A 14,171-nucleotide genomic window follows, 5' to 3' on the forward strand; every position below is an offset into this window, starting at 1 on the left:
CTTTTTTCTATTGTTTTTAGAAACTTAAACCTGTAATTTTAACGAACAAATGGTTGTACTGTCGATTATTTACAGGCGGCCGTAAAATAAAAACAGGGCTGAATGGAAAAATGGCCTTATGGTTCGTACAGAAAGTATTAAAAGGTAATCAAAGCATCGAGAGGGGTAGTTGTTGTAAATGGTGATGAAACGTAAGAGATTTTTAGAGGACTTTGTTAGGAAGTCCGGCGAATTTAACGCTCAGTAAAACCGTTCTTCAAATCAGAAGAGCGGTTTTTACGTTTTAAGTTGTGACTGTGCTCTTAACTTTTTCTATAGTTTTGCAATTTAAATATACTAAAATGTCGCAACGTTATTTTTTACAGCTTAGTTACAAGGGAACTTCCTACCACGGATGGCAAATTCAACCTAATGCAATTTCAGTGCAGGAAGTAATTGAAGATGCCTTGTCAAAAATTTTACGTGAAAAAGTAGCTGTTGTAGGTGCAGGGCGCACTGATACTGGTGTGCACGCTTCGTATTTTATTTTGCATTTTGATGCCAGCAAGCCCATTTCGCCAGAGCTGGATTTGGTATATAAATTAAACAGTTTTTTACCATCGGATTTTGCTATTCAGCAGTTTTGGCCTGTTAGCTCGGAAGCACACGCCCGCTTTGATGCCCGCTCGCGCACGTATCATTATTTTATTAGCACCGAAAAAAATCCGTTTGCAACAGAAACCAGTTATAAGTACCTGAAACCACTGGATGTGGACCAAATGAACCAGGCAGCCCAAACGCTGTTTGAGTACACTGATTTTACCAGCTTTAGCCGCTTGCATACTGATGTAAAGACCAATAACTGCAAAATAATGCAAGCCGAATGGATGATAGAGGAGCAGCAACTTAAATTTGTTATAAAAGCCGATCGCTTTTTACGAAATATGGTGCGTGCAGTTGTGGGTACTTTACTCGAGGTAGGGCAAGGAAAAATTAGTGTACAGCAGTTTCGCGAAATAATTGAAAAAAAGAATCGTGGCGAGGCCGGGGCATCAGCTCCTGCGCAAGGCTTGTTTTTGGTTGATATTGAATACCCGGACGAATACGGAATAAAAAGCAATGCCTGAACTTTTTTTTTCGGTTTTGAAATAAATTATCGTAGCCCCAACCATCGCTTTTAACTTTTGTCTATCTTTGCATCCTATTGGTTGCGCAATAACGCGCTTAGGGAATCCGGTGAGAGTCCGGAACTGTGCCCGCAGCTGTAAATCCTGGTACGGATTGTTTCTTACGCCACTGTCGGTTTGGCCATTGACGGGAAGGCAACAATCTAAAGGGATGAGTCAGAAGACCTGCCAAAAAGATTTTGATGAACGAACTTCGGGGATAAAGTTTCGGGAATCATACATTTGATTTCTGCAGTTTCATTTCCAGCAAATTTTAAAACAGATGAGATATAAATTAATCTTGTTATTGTTGTTGGTGCAGTTAACGGTTGTTGCACAAGACCATACTCGTGTAATATCGCTGGCACCATCGATAACCGAAAACGTGTACCTGGTTGGCGGTAAAAACAAGCTGGTTGGCTGCACCAGTTATTGCACAAAGGCTGTTAACGATGGAGTTAATCGAATCGGTTCAACCATTGATGTAAATGTGGAGAAGATTTTAGCCTTACAGCCAGACGTGGTGTTAACCATGAAACTGACAAAAGCCCAGGATATTGCGGCAATGCGCAAGCTTGGATTAAACGTTGTAGTAATGGAAACGCCCATATCATTTGACGAAATTTGTGAGCAAAACCAGCAAATTGCTCAATTAATAGGCTGCAAAGATGGTGGCGAGCAGGTAGTAGCCAGTGCCCGGAAAAAAGTTGACGAAATTCGGGAAATGGCAAAAAAACTACCGTCCCGTAAAATCTTTTTCCAAATTGGCGCTAACCCCATTTTTAGTGTGCTTGATGGTACTTATATGAATGACTTTATTACTTTTTGTAACGGCAAAAACATTGCCTCGGGTTTAAAACACGGCACACTCACCCGCGAGAGTGTGGTGTTAAAAAATCCGGACTTGATTATTATTGCCGAAATGGGCGGTTTTGGTCAGCAGGAACTGGACGTTTGGAATAGTTTTAAAGGGGTGTCGGCGGTTAAACAAAACAAGGTTTTTTTAATTTCTTCAGAAACATCGTGCAGTCCTACTCCGGCTAATTTTGTACAGGCACTTGAAGATGTTTTCTATTTTATAAGCGAGTAAAATGCGAAAAGGACTGATTCATATCTACACCGGCGAAGGGAAAGGAAAAACAACAGCTGCAGTAGGATTAGCTATCCGTGCCTTGGGGCATGGTTTTTCCGTTGTTTATGCTTCGTTTTTTAAAAAGCCCGATTTGTGTGGTTATAATGAATTAAAGGTTTTAAAAACACAGGGGGCAGCGGTCTTTACTTTTTCGGAAGGAATGCCTTTGGTTAACCCGCAAATTACACCGGGGGAGTATCATGCCTCAACCACCGATGGTTTACAAAAACTACTCGATTTTATAGCTGCCAGAGCGGTAAAACTAGTGGTGCTCGACGAAATTTTAATAGCCATTAAATACGGCTATATCTCGGAAGACGAACTCTTAAGTTTTATTAAACAGAAACCCGCAGAAACGGAATTGGTTTTAACCGGCAGAGGAGCCAGCAAACGCATTAAAGATGTGGCAGATTATGTATCGGTTTTGGCAAAAGAAAAGCATCCGTTTGATGCGGGAGTAATGGCTCGCGAAGGAATAGAATATTAACGATTGCGGCTAATGAACTACCTTTTTTATTTACTTTGGATTAGAATTGCAGAAGATGAACATTAAATATATAAAGTGGGGGGTTTTTATCGTTCTGTTGCTGGTGTTGTTGTTGGCAGCCGTCGTTATTTCGCTGTCGTCGGGCGAGATTAAAGTTGTACTTTGGCAGTTGCCCCGGATTTTGGCTGAGAAAAACAGCATTGAATTTACTGTCTTAACCAAAATTCGTATCCCCCGAATTATGCTGGCCGTTGGGGTAGGTGGGGCGTTGAGTTTGTCCGGAGCCCTTTTGCAGGGGATTTACCGTAACCCACTGGTTGAACCTTACACTTTGGGAATTTCAGGAGGTGCTGCACTGGGGGTGGCCATTGCTATTGTGTTGGGAATCGGCACCGCCAGCTATCTTTCGTTACCTGCTTTTGGCTTTTTAGGGGCCCTTGTTACCTTGTTTTTGGTTTATTTTTTAAGCATAAAGCGTGGAGGATTAAGTATTAACAGTATGCTGCTGATTGGCGTTATGGTAAGCTTTGTATCCTCTTCTGCTATGATGTTTTTAATGTCAGTCTCAACCGCCGAAAATTTACATAATATCGTATTCTGGGTGATGGGGTCGTTAGATGAGTCGAATGCAGCGCTTATAAAAATTGCGTTTTATGCTTCGCTTTCAGGCTTGCTAATTTCGTATTTGTTTGCACAAACCTTAAATGCACTTCGCCTTGGCGAGGTTAAAGCCCGCCACCTGGGAATAAATACCGGCGTGGCCATTAAATTGTTGTTTTTTGTTGCTTCTCTGCTTACCGGAATTGCCGTTTCGGTTGCGGGAGTTATTGGCTTTGTGGGATTGGTAATTCCACACCTTGTTCGTTTAATAATTGGCAACGATTACCGCGTTTTACTGGCCGGCTCGTTTTTGGGTGGTGCAATTTTTCTGATTCTTTCCGATACGCTTGCCCGTACAATAATATCGCCCAACGAATTGCCCATTGGGGTTATTACCGGTTTTGTTGGCGGACTGGTGTTTATTGTTGTGTTGAGTCGCTCAAAATCGCATTTTAAACTGAATTAGTATGGAACACTTTTTTCAACTTAATAATTTTTCGTGCGGTTATCCAGGTAAGTTCGTGGTGAGCGATGTTAGTTTTTCGATTAACAAGGGCGATTTTGTTGGTATTATTGGTCCAAACGGATCAGGTAAAACAACACTGTTTCGTGGGGTTGCCGGCGAACTCGATCCCTTACACGGCAATATGGTTTTGCAAAATTCTGATATGCAAAACATGAATTTGAAACAACGTGCACAACACATTGCAATTGTTACCCAAAATATTGAAATCGGAAGTATGACCGTTGAAGAATATGTGTTAATGGGGCGTATTCCTTATCACAAACAGTTCCAGTTTTTCGAAACCAAAGATGATTTTGCTATCGCCGAGAAATACATGAAACTAACTGGCGTAGACAAACTAAAAGGAAAATATATGAACGCCCTGAGTGGTGGCGAGCAACAGTTGGCAGGCATTGCCCGTGCGCTAACCCAGGAGCCACAATTACTTTTGCTCGACGAACCAACATCGCATTTGGATATTACCCACCAGGTACAAATATTAAACCTCATTCGCCGCTTAAGTCGGGAGCTTGGCTTATCGGTGCTAATGATAATTCATGATTTAAACCTGGCAGGCGAGTATTGCGATTCGTTAATTATGATGCAAAATGGCCGGATACGTAAAAAAGGAGCTCCAACCGAAGTGTTAAACTATAAAGATATTGAAGCAGTTTACGAAACGGTTGTGGTAACCCGCACTAATCCGATATCAAATAAACCGGTGGTGTTTTTGGTGTCAGAAGAGGTAATCGAAAAAAAGTGAAAAAGGAGTACTCGCCTAAAATTATTTTATAATTACCGGTTGGTAAACCAACATTGTTTCACGGATAGCTCCTTCAAGTGGTTCTTCGCGTTCAATTTCCCGAATAAACCTATTCATTAAATTATTCCTGTTTATTTTAACTCTAAAATCTCTGCGTTTTCTTTTTGTGCTTACTCTTGTTTTCATTGCCCCTGTTTTTTAAAAAAAAGAGCCCTCGCAAGTTTTGTGCAGTATTCTTACTTATTTTACTTTTTTTATAATTTTTCATAATCGTTTACACTTTATGTAAGCTTCAATTTCATCCTTAATTTAATATTATGGGGTGTTTTTTCTGATTCCTTATAAATGTAAGTAACAGGATGTGAGATGATTGTGAGTTGTGTTAATAACTGTCGTTAATAGTTGAAATAACTTTTCCTCAAAAAACAGTCTTGTTAAAAATTGTGATTATCTTTGCTAACGAATTTAGGTTCTTATAATTTCTTAATCAGAAATAAGATGAAAAGGGAATCCGGTGTGAATCCGGAGCTGTACCCGCAGCTGTAAGTCCCAATTGCAAATTGCAATTAGTGTTATTGAACCACAAAAGCCACTTCCTGATGGAATCAGGAGGGAAGGCATCAATAACCGGGATGAGCCAGAAGACCTGCCATAAATTCAATAATTTATAATTAAGCTTCGGGATAAAAGCTTGAGAAATATTCAAAAAGTATTTTTCACTGATTTATCCAAAGCTCCTTAAAATTTGATAATGAGGAGGTTTGTTGTTTTTGGGGTACTCTTATTGGCTTGGGCACAAAATGTTTCTGCACAAGAATTATTTTCAGTGTTTGACACGGTACATGTTGACGAAGTGGTTAGCTATGGTAAGCTTCGGAAGTACCAATCGGGGGCAAAAATAGAAAGCATAAGTGCCAGCCAGTTTTCGTTGGCGCAGGATGGTAACTTAGAGCAATTGCTTTCGCGAACGCTACCCGTAGCTTTTAAAACCAATGCCGGAGGGCTTGCAACCATCCGTATCAGGGGGTCGGCACCCGACCATACCAGCTTAAATTTTGGTGGAATAAATATTAATTCGCTAACCCTTGGCCACTCAAACGTAAGCAACGTGCCGGTTTATTTGTTTGATAATGTGGGAGTGCAGTTTGGGAGTGCCAGCTCGGTAAATGGATCGGGAAGTATTGGTGGTGCCATTCATTTGGGCTTGCAAAACAACTGGACAAAAGGTGTAAAAGCCGAAGCGAGAATTGCAAATGGTTCGTTTGGCGAACAATTGTATGGAACAAAAATATCTCTCGGTAACGGAAAATTCGAATCGGTAACGCGCGCTTATTACTATACCAAAACAAACAATTTCCCGTTTCTTAATCCTCAGAAAGACTTTGAAACACAGCAGATAGGCATTCAAGACACCCAGCAGAACGCGGCCATTGAAAATAGGGGGCTGTTGCAAGAATTTAATTATCGTTTTGCCACTAATGAACACTTCATCTTTAATGTCTGGATTGAAAACGACTGGCACCAGGTGCAGCAAAATATGGCGGTAAATTATTTTAATCCGCAACTGCAGGAAGTTTATGACGATGAGCATATTCGTATTTGGACCGGTTATAAAAACCGTAAAAAACCGTTTAAGTACGAAATCAACGGTGGCTATGTTTTCGATAATGCTGTAAGTAATAAAAACACATCCGACACTATTTCAACCCAACGCATAATTGGCGAAGCTTTTGTTGAGCACGATTTTTTGCCCAATGCAAGTTACAAGGCCGGGGCAAAAGCTACCCGTATTTATCCAACTGTGTACGCTTATTCAGAAACACTGGAGCACGAAACCCGGGTAGACCTTTACGCCTCGTATTACCATCGTTTTTTTAACAAACTTACCGCAACGATTAATCTGCGCCAGGGATTTGTAACTGATTTTGAAGTTCCGTTTACCCCCTCGCTTGGAGTAAACTATCTGGCTCTTTCAAAAGAAAAATATGTGCTAAAATTTAGTGGAAACATAGCGCGTAGCTACCGTGTGCCAACCTTTAACGACCGGTTTTGGGTGCCCGGCGGAAACCCCGATCTGAATCCTGAGAAAGGCATGAACTGCGAAATTGGTTCAAAGTGGAGCTACTGCACCGGTAATAAGTCGGGTAATGTTAAACTGAATGCTTTTCTGATGAAGGTGGACGACTGGATTTTATGGAAAAATGGCGGATCGTTTTGGTATGCCGAGAATGTGCAGAAAGTAGAAAGCAAAGGACTAGAGCTAATGACCGACTGGAATTATAATATGGTAAAAGGGTGGGTAGTAAACTGGGGATTGAATTTGACGTACACCGTTGCCGAAAGGATAGAATCGCTGAATGAAACCAATGCCCTGAACCGACAAATGGAATATGTACCGAAAACCAGCGCAACGGCTTTTTTTAGCGCCTCTTATAAGGATTTAGCATTGGTAGTTGATCAAAGCTATTCAGGCGAACAGTTTACCGATGAAGAAAACAAAAATATTCTGGATGCCTATTCGCTGACAAACCTCGCAGTTAGCTACAACTGGAAAATAAATACGCAACACCGCATTAAAATAAACGCCATGGTTAACAACCTGTTTGACGAAGATTACCAGGCAAGCTGGGGCTATGCCATGCCGGGTATTTCGTACCGACTTGGTTTAAGCTATCATTTTAAATAAAAACAATTATCAATATAAAATTCAATTACAAATGAAAAACCGATTTAAAAATTTAATGTTTCTGGCTGTGCTGGCCATCGCTTTTACAGCGTGTGATGATAGTAACGACCCGGTGCCGGCTCCGGTTGAACCCGCGGTAAGCTACATTGTAAACTACGGTGGCTATACTAACGATAAGAGCACCATTACATCGTTTAACAAAGAAACAGCCACAGCAACAAACAATGTTTATGAGTTAATTAATGGTGTGCCCATGACCTCGAATGCCCAATATGCCTTAAGTTATAACGGCAAAGTTTATTTAATGGGTAATAATGCAGATCAGATTTTTTGGGTAAATGACGAAACGTTCGAACAAACAGAAAATGCCCTTACTACTGATATTGTAAAACCACGTTTTGCAGTGGCTACCGGAAACTACATGTATGTTTCGTGTTGGGGAGGAGATGTATGGATGGATGCAAGTGTATCGTACATTGCAAAAGTTAACTTAACAACGCACACTGTTGAAAAGAAAATAGCTTTGCCAGGCGGACCGGAAGGACTTGAAATTGTAAATAATAAGCTGTATGCAGCTCTTAACTATGATGATAAAGTAGCAGTTATAGATCTTGGAACTGAAGCCCTTACTTATATTCAACTTCCTGCCGGAAACATTCCGTCGTACTTTGAGAAAGATAATAGCAATAACCTGTATGTGGTTCTCGGAGTTGCCTATGGAGATGCCACAACCCAAACAGGTATTGGTTACATTAATACAACTACCAACGAAGTTGAGGCTACATATGCTTTAGACGGTGTTAGTAGCATGGCCTATGTAAATATAATGGAACCAAACGACGATTTTTCTAAGTTATATGTGATGACATCAGTAATGGACGCCAACTGGAATGTTAGAGGTTCGATTGCGGTATTTGATGTGGCTTCTAAATCGTTTGAAAGTACAAATTTAGTAGATGGCGTGCAGGGCATTAATGGCGTTGATTTTTATAATGATAGAGTATTTTGTTTTATTTCAAACGGGGCAACCGCTAAGGGTAAAGCTATAACCTACCAAACAGATGGTACTGTAGATATTGAGTTTGAAACCGGTATTGCGCCATTTATGCTTTTTACTGTTGAAGACTAAGATATTTTTGAAAATCGAAATAACTATTTTTTAGTTATTGCTCTAGGTTTGCACAGCAATTGTGCATGATTATGATGAAAACCTCCGGTTGAACAGGCCGGAGGTTTGGTATTTCAACAAGTGCTAATAAACTAACAAAACAAACAATACCAAAACCTGAAATTATGGCACAAATTACTTTCATAACAGGCGGACAACGATCGGGGAAAAGCAGTTATGCCCAGAAACGAGTAGAAGAAAATTCTGGAACTCCAATTTATCTGGCAACTGCACATATCTGGGACGAAGATTTTCATAACCGTGTGAAACGCCATCAGTCTGACCGGGGCGCACAGTGGAACACCATTGAAGAAGAGATTGAAATCAGTAAACACGACCTGGTCGGGAAAACAGTGCTGCTTGACTGTGTAACGCTGTGGCTGACCAATATCTTTTATCAGAATAAAAATGATGTGGATGCCAGCCTTGAAATTGCCAAACTTGAATGGGATAAATTTATTAATCAGGACATGGAACTGTTTGTGGTAAGCAATGAACTCGGTATGGGTGTTCATCCCGAAAATGAAATTGCCCGCAAGTTTGCCGATCTGCAAGGTTGGATGAACCAGTACATTGCCAAATCGGCAAACGAAGTTTTTCTGATGGTTTCCGGAATACCGGTTCAAGTAAAAAGTGGAAAGTAAAAATTATATAGGTTAAAATAAAACTTTGAGGCTTCGAGTCTTAGCGTTTAAAATAATATTTGCGGTTATCAGCAAAATCAGCGAGAAATAAAAAACCAAAAACAATGACATTAAAAGATCAATTACAACATAAAATCGATAACAAAACCAAGCCTCTCGGATCACTTGGAATACTTGAAGAAATTGCCCTGCAAATCGGGATGGTACAAAACAACTTATCGCCAAAAATTGAAAAGCCGGCACACCTGGTTTTTGCTGCCGACCATGGAGTGGCCGACGAAGGCGTTAGTCCCTACCCAAAAGATGTTACCTGGCAAATGGTAATGAATTTCTGCGGTGGCGGGGCAGCAATTAATGTGTTTTGCCGGCAGAGCGAAATGGATTTGAAAGTAATTGATGTTGGTGTTGATTTTGATTTCCCGGCCGGATTACCGGTGATAAACAAAAAGGTAGCCCACGGAAGCCGAAATATGCGCAAAGAGCCTGCCATGACGATGGAAGAATGTGAGGCAGCAATGGAAGTTGGTGCAGCAGCTGTGCGTGCCGAGGCAGAAAAAGGCTGCAATACTATTGGTTGTGGCGAAATGGGCATTGGCAATACTTCGCCATCATCGTTGCTAATGCATCGTTTTACGGGCATTTCAATCGAAGAATGTACCGGGCGTGGATCGGGTTTAGTTGAAGAACAGGTTGACCGAAAAACACGAATACTCAAAGAAATTGCAGACAAATACGATCCGCATACACCTAAAGAAATACTGGCAACCTTTGGCGGTTTGGAAATTGCCGCAATGGTTGGAGCCTATCTCGAAGCCAAAAAGCAAAATATGCTAATTTTGGTTGATGGTTTTATTTCAACGGCAGCTATTATTACCGCCATGCAAATGGATGCAACGATAAAGGGTAACTGCATTTTTTGCCACAGCTCCGATGAAAAAGGCCATAAACGAATGCTGGAATTTTTGGAAGTGCGCCCTCTGCTGCAATTAAACATGCGTTTGGGTGAAGGAACAGGAGCTGCGGTAGCTATGCCGCTGGTGCGTTCGGCTGTTAATTTCATAAACGAAATGAGTAGCATGGAAGATGCCGGTGTTTCGAATAAAGAATAGCGCGAGGATTGAAAACTACCGTCCAAATTATTTTGATTAAAGTCGCCGGCGGAAATATAGCTCAAAACAATATGATTTAGGGGCGATTTTCACGGGTATCGGACGGTATATGGTAAACTCATAGGTATTTGAAATAAAAAGCATTAACTTAATTGTGTTCAGGTGATAAATGAATTTAAAATATTTCTTACTGTAATAAGCTTTTATACCCGAATTCCGGTTGGCCACATTAATGGCTGGACGGAACAAATGCTGAATAAATCAACACGCTATTTTCCTGTCGTTGGCTGGATGGTTGGAGGAGTAGCCGCACTGGTTTTTCTATTGTTTAACCTTGTTTTGCCCGCCTCGCTTGCCATTGGATTGAGCATGGCGGCAACGGTTTTTTTTACCGGTGCATTTCACGAAGATGGTTTTGCTGATTTTTGCGATGGTTTTGGCGGAGGCTACACCCCTGAGCGTATCCTGGAAATTATGAAGGATAGCCGCATTGGCACCTACGGAAGTGTTGGACTTTTGTTTATGCTTGGTACCAAGTTTTTGGCGCTTTTGCATATCGAAAACAGCAGCATACCTTTAGTGTTGTTAGCCGGCCACGCCATTAGCCGCATTTTTCCGGTGTTATTAATTTATTCGTCGGCCTATGCCCGGCTCGATGCAAGCAGTAAAACCAAACCGGTAGGTAAAGCCGATTCGGTAGGGTCCTTACTTTTTGCCATACTTACCGGCGCTGCCGCACTTTTGTTTTTTAGCCTTGTTGAATCGCTTGTGGTAGTTGCCTTGCTGTTGATTGTTAGCTCGGTTTTCAGGAGATATATAAACCGAAAACTGGGTGGTTATACCGGCGATATTTTAGGCGCTTTACAGCAACTGTGCGAGGTAATATTTTATTTGTGTATTCTCGCTTGTCAAAACGCTATATGAAAATAATTGCTATCAGACATACCAGTGTTGCCGTAGAACCGGGAGTTTGTTACGGGCAAACCGATGTGGATGTTGCCAAATCGTTTGGGGAAGAACAGAAAAGAATAGTGGCTGGACTGGAATCGCTAAATTTCGATAAAATATGGTCGAGCCCATTAAAACGCTGCCTTACTTTGGCTCAAAATCTTTTCCCTGATGATGAGGTAAATGTTGATCCGCGATTAAAAGAATTAAACTTTGGAGATTGGGAAATGTGCACCTGGGAAAAGATTTACAATGAGACAGAAGGGAAGGAGTGGATGGAGAATTACCAAACCATGCCAACAAAAAATGGCGAATCATATCCTGAAATGGTGGATCGTGTAACGGCTTTCGTTCAGGAGATTACTGAATCAGATGCAGGGAACTGTGTTATTGTTGCTCATGCCGGAGTAATTCGCATATTAAAAAGCATCATTGAAAGAATACCCATTTCGGAACTTTTTGAAAACTTTAAACCCGCTTATGCCAGTATAACCGTATTCGAATTTAATAAGCATGACTAAGGAAAAAAAATACAAGCCGATAATGTTTGTGGGTACCGGCTCCGATGTTGGTAAGAGCATTATTAACGCAGGCTTTTGTCGCATTTTCAAACAAGATGGCTTGAAACCGGCTCCGTTTAAAGCACAAAATATGTCGTTAAATAGCTATCCAACTGCTGATGGCCTGGAAATTGGGCGGGCACAAGCGGTTCAGGCTGAAGCCTGCGGTATAAACTGCCGTGTGGAGATGAACCCGGTATTGCTAAAACCAACCGGTTATATGGATTCGCAAATTGTGTTAAACGGTAAACCCTGGGCAAATAAATCGGCTAAAGCCTATTTTAACGAAACCGACCGTGATTTTCTTTTTAATGAAGCAATGAAAGCTTTTTCGAAGCTGGAAAAGGCTTACAATCCGATTGTTGTAGAGGGCGCCGGTAGTATTTCAGAAGTAAACCTTTGGGAAAAAGACATAACCAATATGCGGGTAGCCCTGGCTAAAAATGCGGCCACCTATCTGATAGCCGATATCGATAAAGGAGGCGTTTTTGGTAGCGTTTACGGTTCTGTTTTGCTTTTGCCCGAGGCCGAGAGAAAACTAATTAAAGGCATCATCATAAATAAATTCAGGGGCGATATTACATTGTTTGAACATGGTGCCAAACAATTGGAAAAACTTTGTGGAATACCTGTGGTCGGCATAATTCCGCATTTTCGCGATATCTATATCGATGATGAAGACTCGGTGGTAGTTGATAAAAAGCGGTTTGAGGCGGTGCAGGGAAAAACCAATATTGCGGTGGTGCTTTTACCGCATATGTCGAATTTTACCGATTTTAATTACCTCGAGAAATTGTCCGAAGTTAACCTTTTTTACGCTGCAACGCCAGCTGATCTGGATGCCGCGGATATTGTAATTCTTCCGGGTTCGAAAAATACCATTGCCGATTTATTGTATCTGCAAAAACAGGGGATGACCGGCGCTGTAAAAATGGCGCACAAAAAAGGTAAAGCCGTTTATGGTATTTGCGGGGGCTATCAAATGATGGGCGAATGGATATCAGATCCTGATCATGTTGAAAGTACAATTGATAAAATCCCGGGACTTGGTATTTTGCCGGTAATTACAACGCTTTCAAAAGAGAAAATTACCAAACAATGCACATTCGAGTTTCAAAATTTGCTAAAAGGAAAAGGTTACGAGATTCATATGGGCGAAACTTCTTGCAAAAAGCCCAAACCGCTCTGTTACATAAACGGGAAAAAGCCCGATGGTTATTATTTAGATGCAAAAACATGGGGTACCTATATTCATGGTATTCTTGATAATACAGAGATAGTGAAACGTATGCTTGAGGAAGCTGGAGGAGGAGTGAACAGCACTTTTGATTTTCAGGAATTTAAACAGCAGCAGTACGATAAACTCGCCGATTTAATTCGGGAAAATGTAGACCTTAACTACATTTATAAATCGATGGAATTTGATGGAGCATCCTGAAATTGTAATTCCTTTATTAATTGGTTTCTTGCTTGATGCCTTAATCGGCGATCCGCAGTGGTTGCCACATCCCATCCGTATATTCGGAAAAGCCATTGCAATTGGAGAACTTCGCTTAAATAATGGTAAGAAAAAGCGTTTTCGAGGAGCTATTTTATCCATTTCTTTAATATTGTTCACCTATTTCTTCTTTTTTATTCTTTTTGAATTTCTTGCTTCATTTTCAATTCTGTTTTTACTTGTCTCTTCCCTTTTTGTTTTTTATGGACTCGCAAATCACTCCCTTATCCGCGAATCGTGGAAAGTAATTAACGTGCTAAATAAAAGTGGAGTTGAAGCGGCACGCAAACAGTTAAGTTTTATCGTTGGCCGTGATACAGCAGATTTGAATAGAAATCAAATTCGAACAGCCGTATTAGAAACTTTAGCCGAAAACTTAAGCGATGGTGTAATTGCCCCCATGTTTTATTATGCTCTGGCGGGTGTTCCCGGTATGATGGCATACAAAATGGCAAACACACTCGATTCGATGATAGGCTATAAAAATCAGCGCTATCGTGAGTTTGGTTTTTTTGCTGCAAAAACTGATGATGTTTTAAATTTTATTCCGGCCAGGTTAACTGCACTATTTATGGTAGTGGTTGCATGTAGCTACCGGGGGCTGGTATTTTGTTTGAAATTCGGAAATAAACACAGCAGTCCTAATGCGGGTTATCCAGAAGCGGCGTTGGCTGGCATATTAAATTGTAGGTTTGGTGGACCAAACAGCTACCAGGGCAAGCTAGTTAACAAGCCGTTTATCGGAGATGTACCCCGAAAGCTTACGAATAAAGATGTGGTAAAAACGTGTATGATAAATTTTCTGACGAGTGTATTGGCATTGGGGGCTCTGGTTGCCATTTATTGGATATAAAAAAAGGACGGGTCAACACCCATCCTTTTCACTAACTAAACCAATAAAACTAATCAAACCTAAACTTATGAAC

14 protein-coding genes and 2 riboswitches are annotated in these 14,171 nt (G+C 40.9%); of the genes, 13 read left to right on the forward strand and 1 reads right to left on the reverse strand.

The genetic code is table 11. The features are described from left to right. Window positions 1-341 precede the first annotated feature (341 nt). The 5 genes from truA to QZ574_RS13930 all read left to right on the forward strand — a co-directional run bounded on the left by truA (window position 342) and on the right by QZ574_RS13930 (window position 4,632). The gene (truA, locus tag QZ574_RS13910) at window positions 342-1,106 is read left to right on the forward strand and encodes a tRNA pseudouridine(38-40) synthase TruA (protein ID WP_297090525.1); all 765 of its coding nucleotides are present in this window, start codon (window positions 342-344) and stop codon (window positions 1,104-1,106) included. Between the two features lie 61 nt (window positions 1,107-1,167). Beyond that, a riboswitch (cobalamin riboswitch) is annotated at window positions 1,168-1,354 on the forward strand. Between the two features lie 74 nt (window positions 1,355-1,428). Beyond that, the gene (locus QZ574_RS13915; RefSeq protein WP_297090527.1) at window positions 1,429-2,235 is read left to right on the forward strand and encodes a helical backbone metal receptor; all 807 of its coding nucleotides are present in this window, start codon (window positions 1,429-1,431) and stop codon (window positions 2,233-2,235) included. Window position 2,236: 1 nt separating this feature from the next. After that, entirely contained in the window at window positions 2,237-2,764 is a 528-nt protein-coding gene (locus QZ574_RS13920; RefSeq protein WP_297090529.1) for a cob(I)yrinic acid a,c-diamide adenosyltransferase, read from the forward strand. Between the two features lie 55 nt (window positions 2,765-2,819). Then, window positions 2,820-3,830, forward strand: coding sequence for an iron ABC transporter permease (locus QZ574_RS13925; RefSeq protein WP_297090530.1), 1,011 nt, complete (start codon window positions 2,820-2,822; stop codon window positions 3,828-3,830). A 1-nt stretch (window position 3,831) separates the two neighbouring features. Further along, the gene (locus QZ574_RS13930; protein ID WP_297090532.1) at window positions 3,832-4,632 is read left to right on the forward strand and encodes an ABC transporter ATP-binding protein; all 801 of its coding nucleotides are present in this window, start codon (window positions 3,832-3,834) and stop codon (window positions 4,630-4,632) included. A gap of 21 nt (window positions 4,633-4,653) precedes the next feature. Here QZ574_RS13930 and QZ574_RS13935 read toward each other — a convergent pair whose 3' ends face one another. Continuing rightward, entirely contained in the window at window positions 4,654-4,818 is a 165-nt protein-coding gene (locus QZ574_RS13935) for a hypothetical protein (protein ID WP_297090535.1), read from the reverse strand. A gap of 273 nt (window positions 4,819-5,091) precedes the next feature. After that, window positions 5,092-5,301, forward strand: a riboswitch (cobalamin riboswitch). Between the two features lie 82 nt (window positions 5,302-5,383). Between QZ574_RS13935 and QZ574_RS13940 the strand changes: the two genes are divergently transcribed. The 8 genes from QZ574_RS13940 (at window position 5,384) to cbiB (ending at window position 14,098) form a co-directional block, all read left to right on the forward strand. Further along, a complete protein-coding gene (locus tag QZ574_RS13940; protein ID WP_297090536.1) occupies window positions 5,384-7,318 on the forward strand; it encodes a TonB-dependent receptor in 1,935 nt (644 codons plus the stop codon). Window positions 7,319-7,349: 31 nt separating this feature from the next. Further along, entirely contained in the window at window positions 7,350-8,447 is a 1,098-nt protein-coding gene (locus QZ574_RS13945; protein WP_297090538.1) for a hypothetical protein, read from the forward strand. 164 nt (window positions 8,448-8,611) lie between these two features. Then, window positions 8,612-9,130 carry a bifunctional adenosylcobinamide kinase/adenosylcobinamide-phosphate guanylyltransferase gene (cobU, locus tag QZ574_RS13950; protein ID WP_297090540.1) on the forward strand — a complete coding sequence of 173 codons (519 nt, stop codon included), beginning with the start codon at window positions 8,612-8,614 and terminating at the stop codon, window positions 9,128-9,130. 104 nt (window positions 9,131-9,234) lie between these two features. After that, window positions 9,235-10,239, forward strand: a complete 1,005-nt coding sequence (gene cobT / locus QZ574_RS13955; RefSeq protein WP_297090542.1) for a nicotinate-nucleotide--dimethylbenzimidazole phosphoribosyltransferase — start codon at window positions 9,235-9,237, stop codon at window positions 10,237-10,239. A gap of 162 nt (window positions 10,240-10,401) precedes the next feature. Next, on the forward strand, window positions 10,402-11,163 hold the full coding sequence (locus QZ574_RS13960) for an adenosylcobinamide-GDP ribazoletransferase (RefSeq protein WP_297090544.1): 762 nt from the start codon (window positions 10,402-10,404) through the stop codon (window positions 11,161-11,163). Further along, window positions 11,160-11,708, forward strand: coding sequence for an alpha-ribazole phosphatase (gene cobC, locus QZ574_RS13965; RefSeq protein WP_297090546.1), 549 nt, complete (start codon window positions 11,160-11,162; stop codon window positions 11,706-11,708). Before QZ574_RS13960 ends, cobC begins: the two co-directional genes overlap by 4 nt. Continuing rightward, a complete protein-coding gene (locus QZ574_RS13970) occupies window positions 11,701-13,185 on the forward strand; it encodes a cobyric acid synthase (protein WP_297090548.1) in 1,485 nt (494 codons plus the stop codon). Before cobC ends, QZ574_RS13970 begins: the two co-directional genes overlap by 8 nt. Continuing rightward, a complete protein-coding gene (gene cbiB, locus QZ574_RS13975; protein ID WP_297090550.1) occupies window positions 13,172-14,098 on the forward strand; it encodes an adenosylcobinamide-phosphate synthase CbiB in 927 nt (308 codons plus the stop codon). The genes QZ574_RS13970 and cbiB overlap by 14 nt, the downstream gene beginning before the upstream one ends. The last annotated feature ends 73 nt before the right edge of the window (window positions 14,099-14,171 follow it).

It is taken from the genome of uncultured Draconibacterium sp., from assembly GCF_913063105.1.
Classification (GTDB): Bacteria; Bacteroidota; Bacteroidia; order Bacteroidales; family Prolixibacteraceae; genus Draconibacterium.

Excerpts from the sequence above, each read along its gene's own strand:
- cobU (WP_297090540.1), top strand. The coding sequence starts at position 8,612 with ATGGCACAAATTACTTTCATAACAGGCGGACAACGATCGGGGAAAAGC.
- cobT (WP_297090542.1), top strand. The coding sequence starts at position 9,235 with ATGACATTAAAAGATCAATTACAACATAAAATCGATAACAAAACCAAG.
- QZ574_RS13915 (WP_297090527.1), top strand. The coding sequence starts at position 1,429 with ATGAGATATAAATTAATCTTGTTATTGTTGTTGGTGCAGTTAACGGTT.
- cobC (WP_297090546.1), top strand. The coding sequence starts at position 11,160 with ATGAAAATAATTGCTATCAGACATACCAGTGTTGCCGTAGAACCGGGA.
- QZ574_RS13945 (WP_297090538.1), top strand. The coding sequence starts at position 7,350 with ATGAAAAACCGATTTAAAAATTTAATGTTTCTGGCTGTGCTGGCCATC.
- QZ574_RS13930 (WP_297090532.1), top strand. The coding sequence starts at position 3,832 with ATGGAACACTTTTTTCAACTTAATAATTTTTCGTGCGGTTATCCAGGT.
- QZ574_RS13925 (WP_297090530.1), top strand. The coding sequence starts at position 2,820 with ATGAACATTAAATATATAAAGTGGGGGGTTTTTATCGTTCTGTTGCTG.
- cbiB (WP_297090550.1), top strand. The coding sequence starts at position 13,172 with ATGGAGCATCCTGAAATTGTAATTCCTTTATTAATTGGTTTCTTGCTT.
- QZ574_RS13920 (WP_297090529.1), top strand. The coding sequence starts at position 2,237 with ATGCGAAAAGGACTGATTCATATCTACACCGGCGAAGGGAAAGGAAAA.
- QZ574_RS13940 (WP_297090536.1), top strand. The coding sequence starts at position 5,384 with ATGAGGAGGTTTGTTGTTTTTGGGGTACTCTTATTGGCTTGGGCACAA.
- QZ574_RS13935 (WP_297090535.1), bottom strand. The coding sequence starts at position 4,818 with ATGAAAACAAGAGTAAGCACAAAAAGAAAACGCAGAGATTTTAGAGTT.
- QZ574_RS13970 (WP_297090548.1), top strand. The coding sequence starts at position 11,701 with ATGACTAAGGAAAAAAAATACAAGCCGATAATGTTTGTGGGTACCGGC.
- truA (WP_297090525.1), top strand. The coding sequence starts at position 342 with ATGTCGCAACGTTATTTTTTACAGCTTAGTTACAAGGGAACTTCCTAC.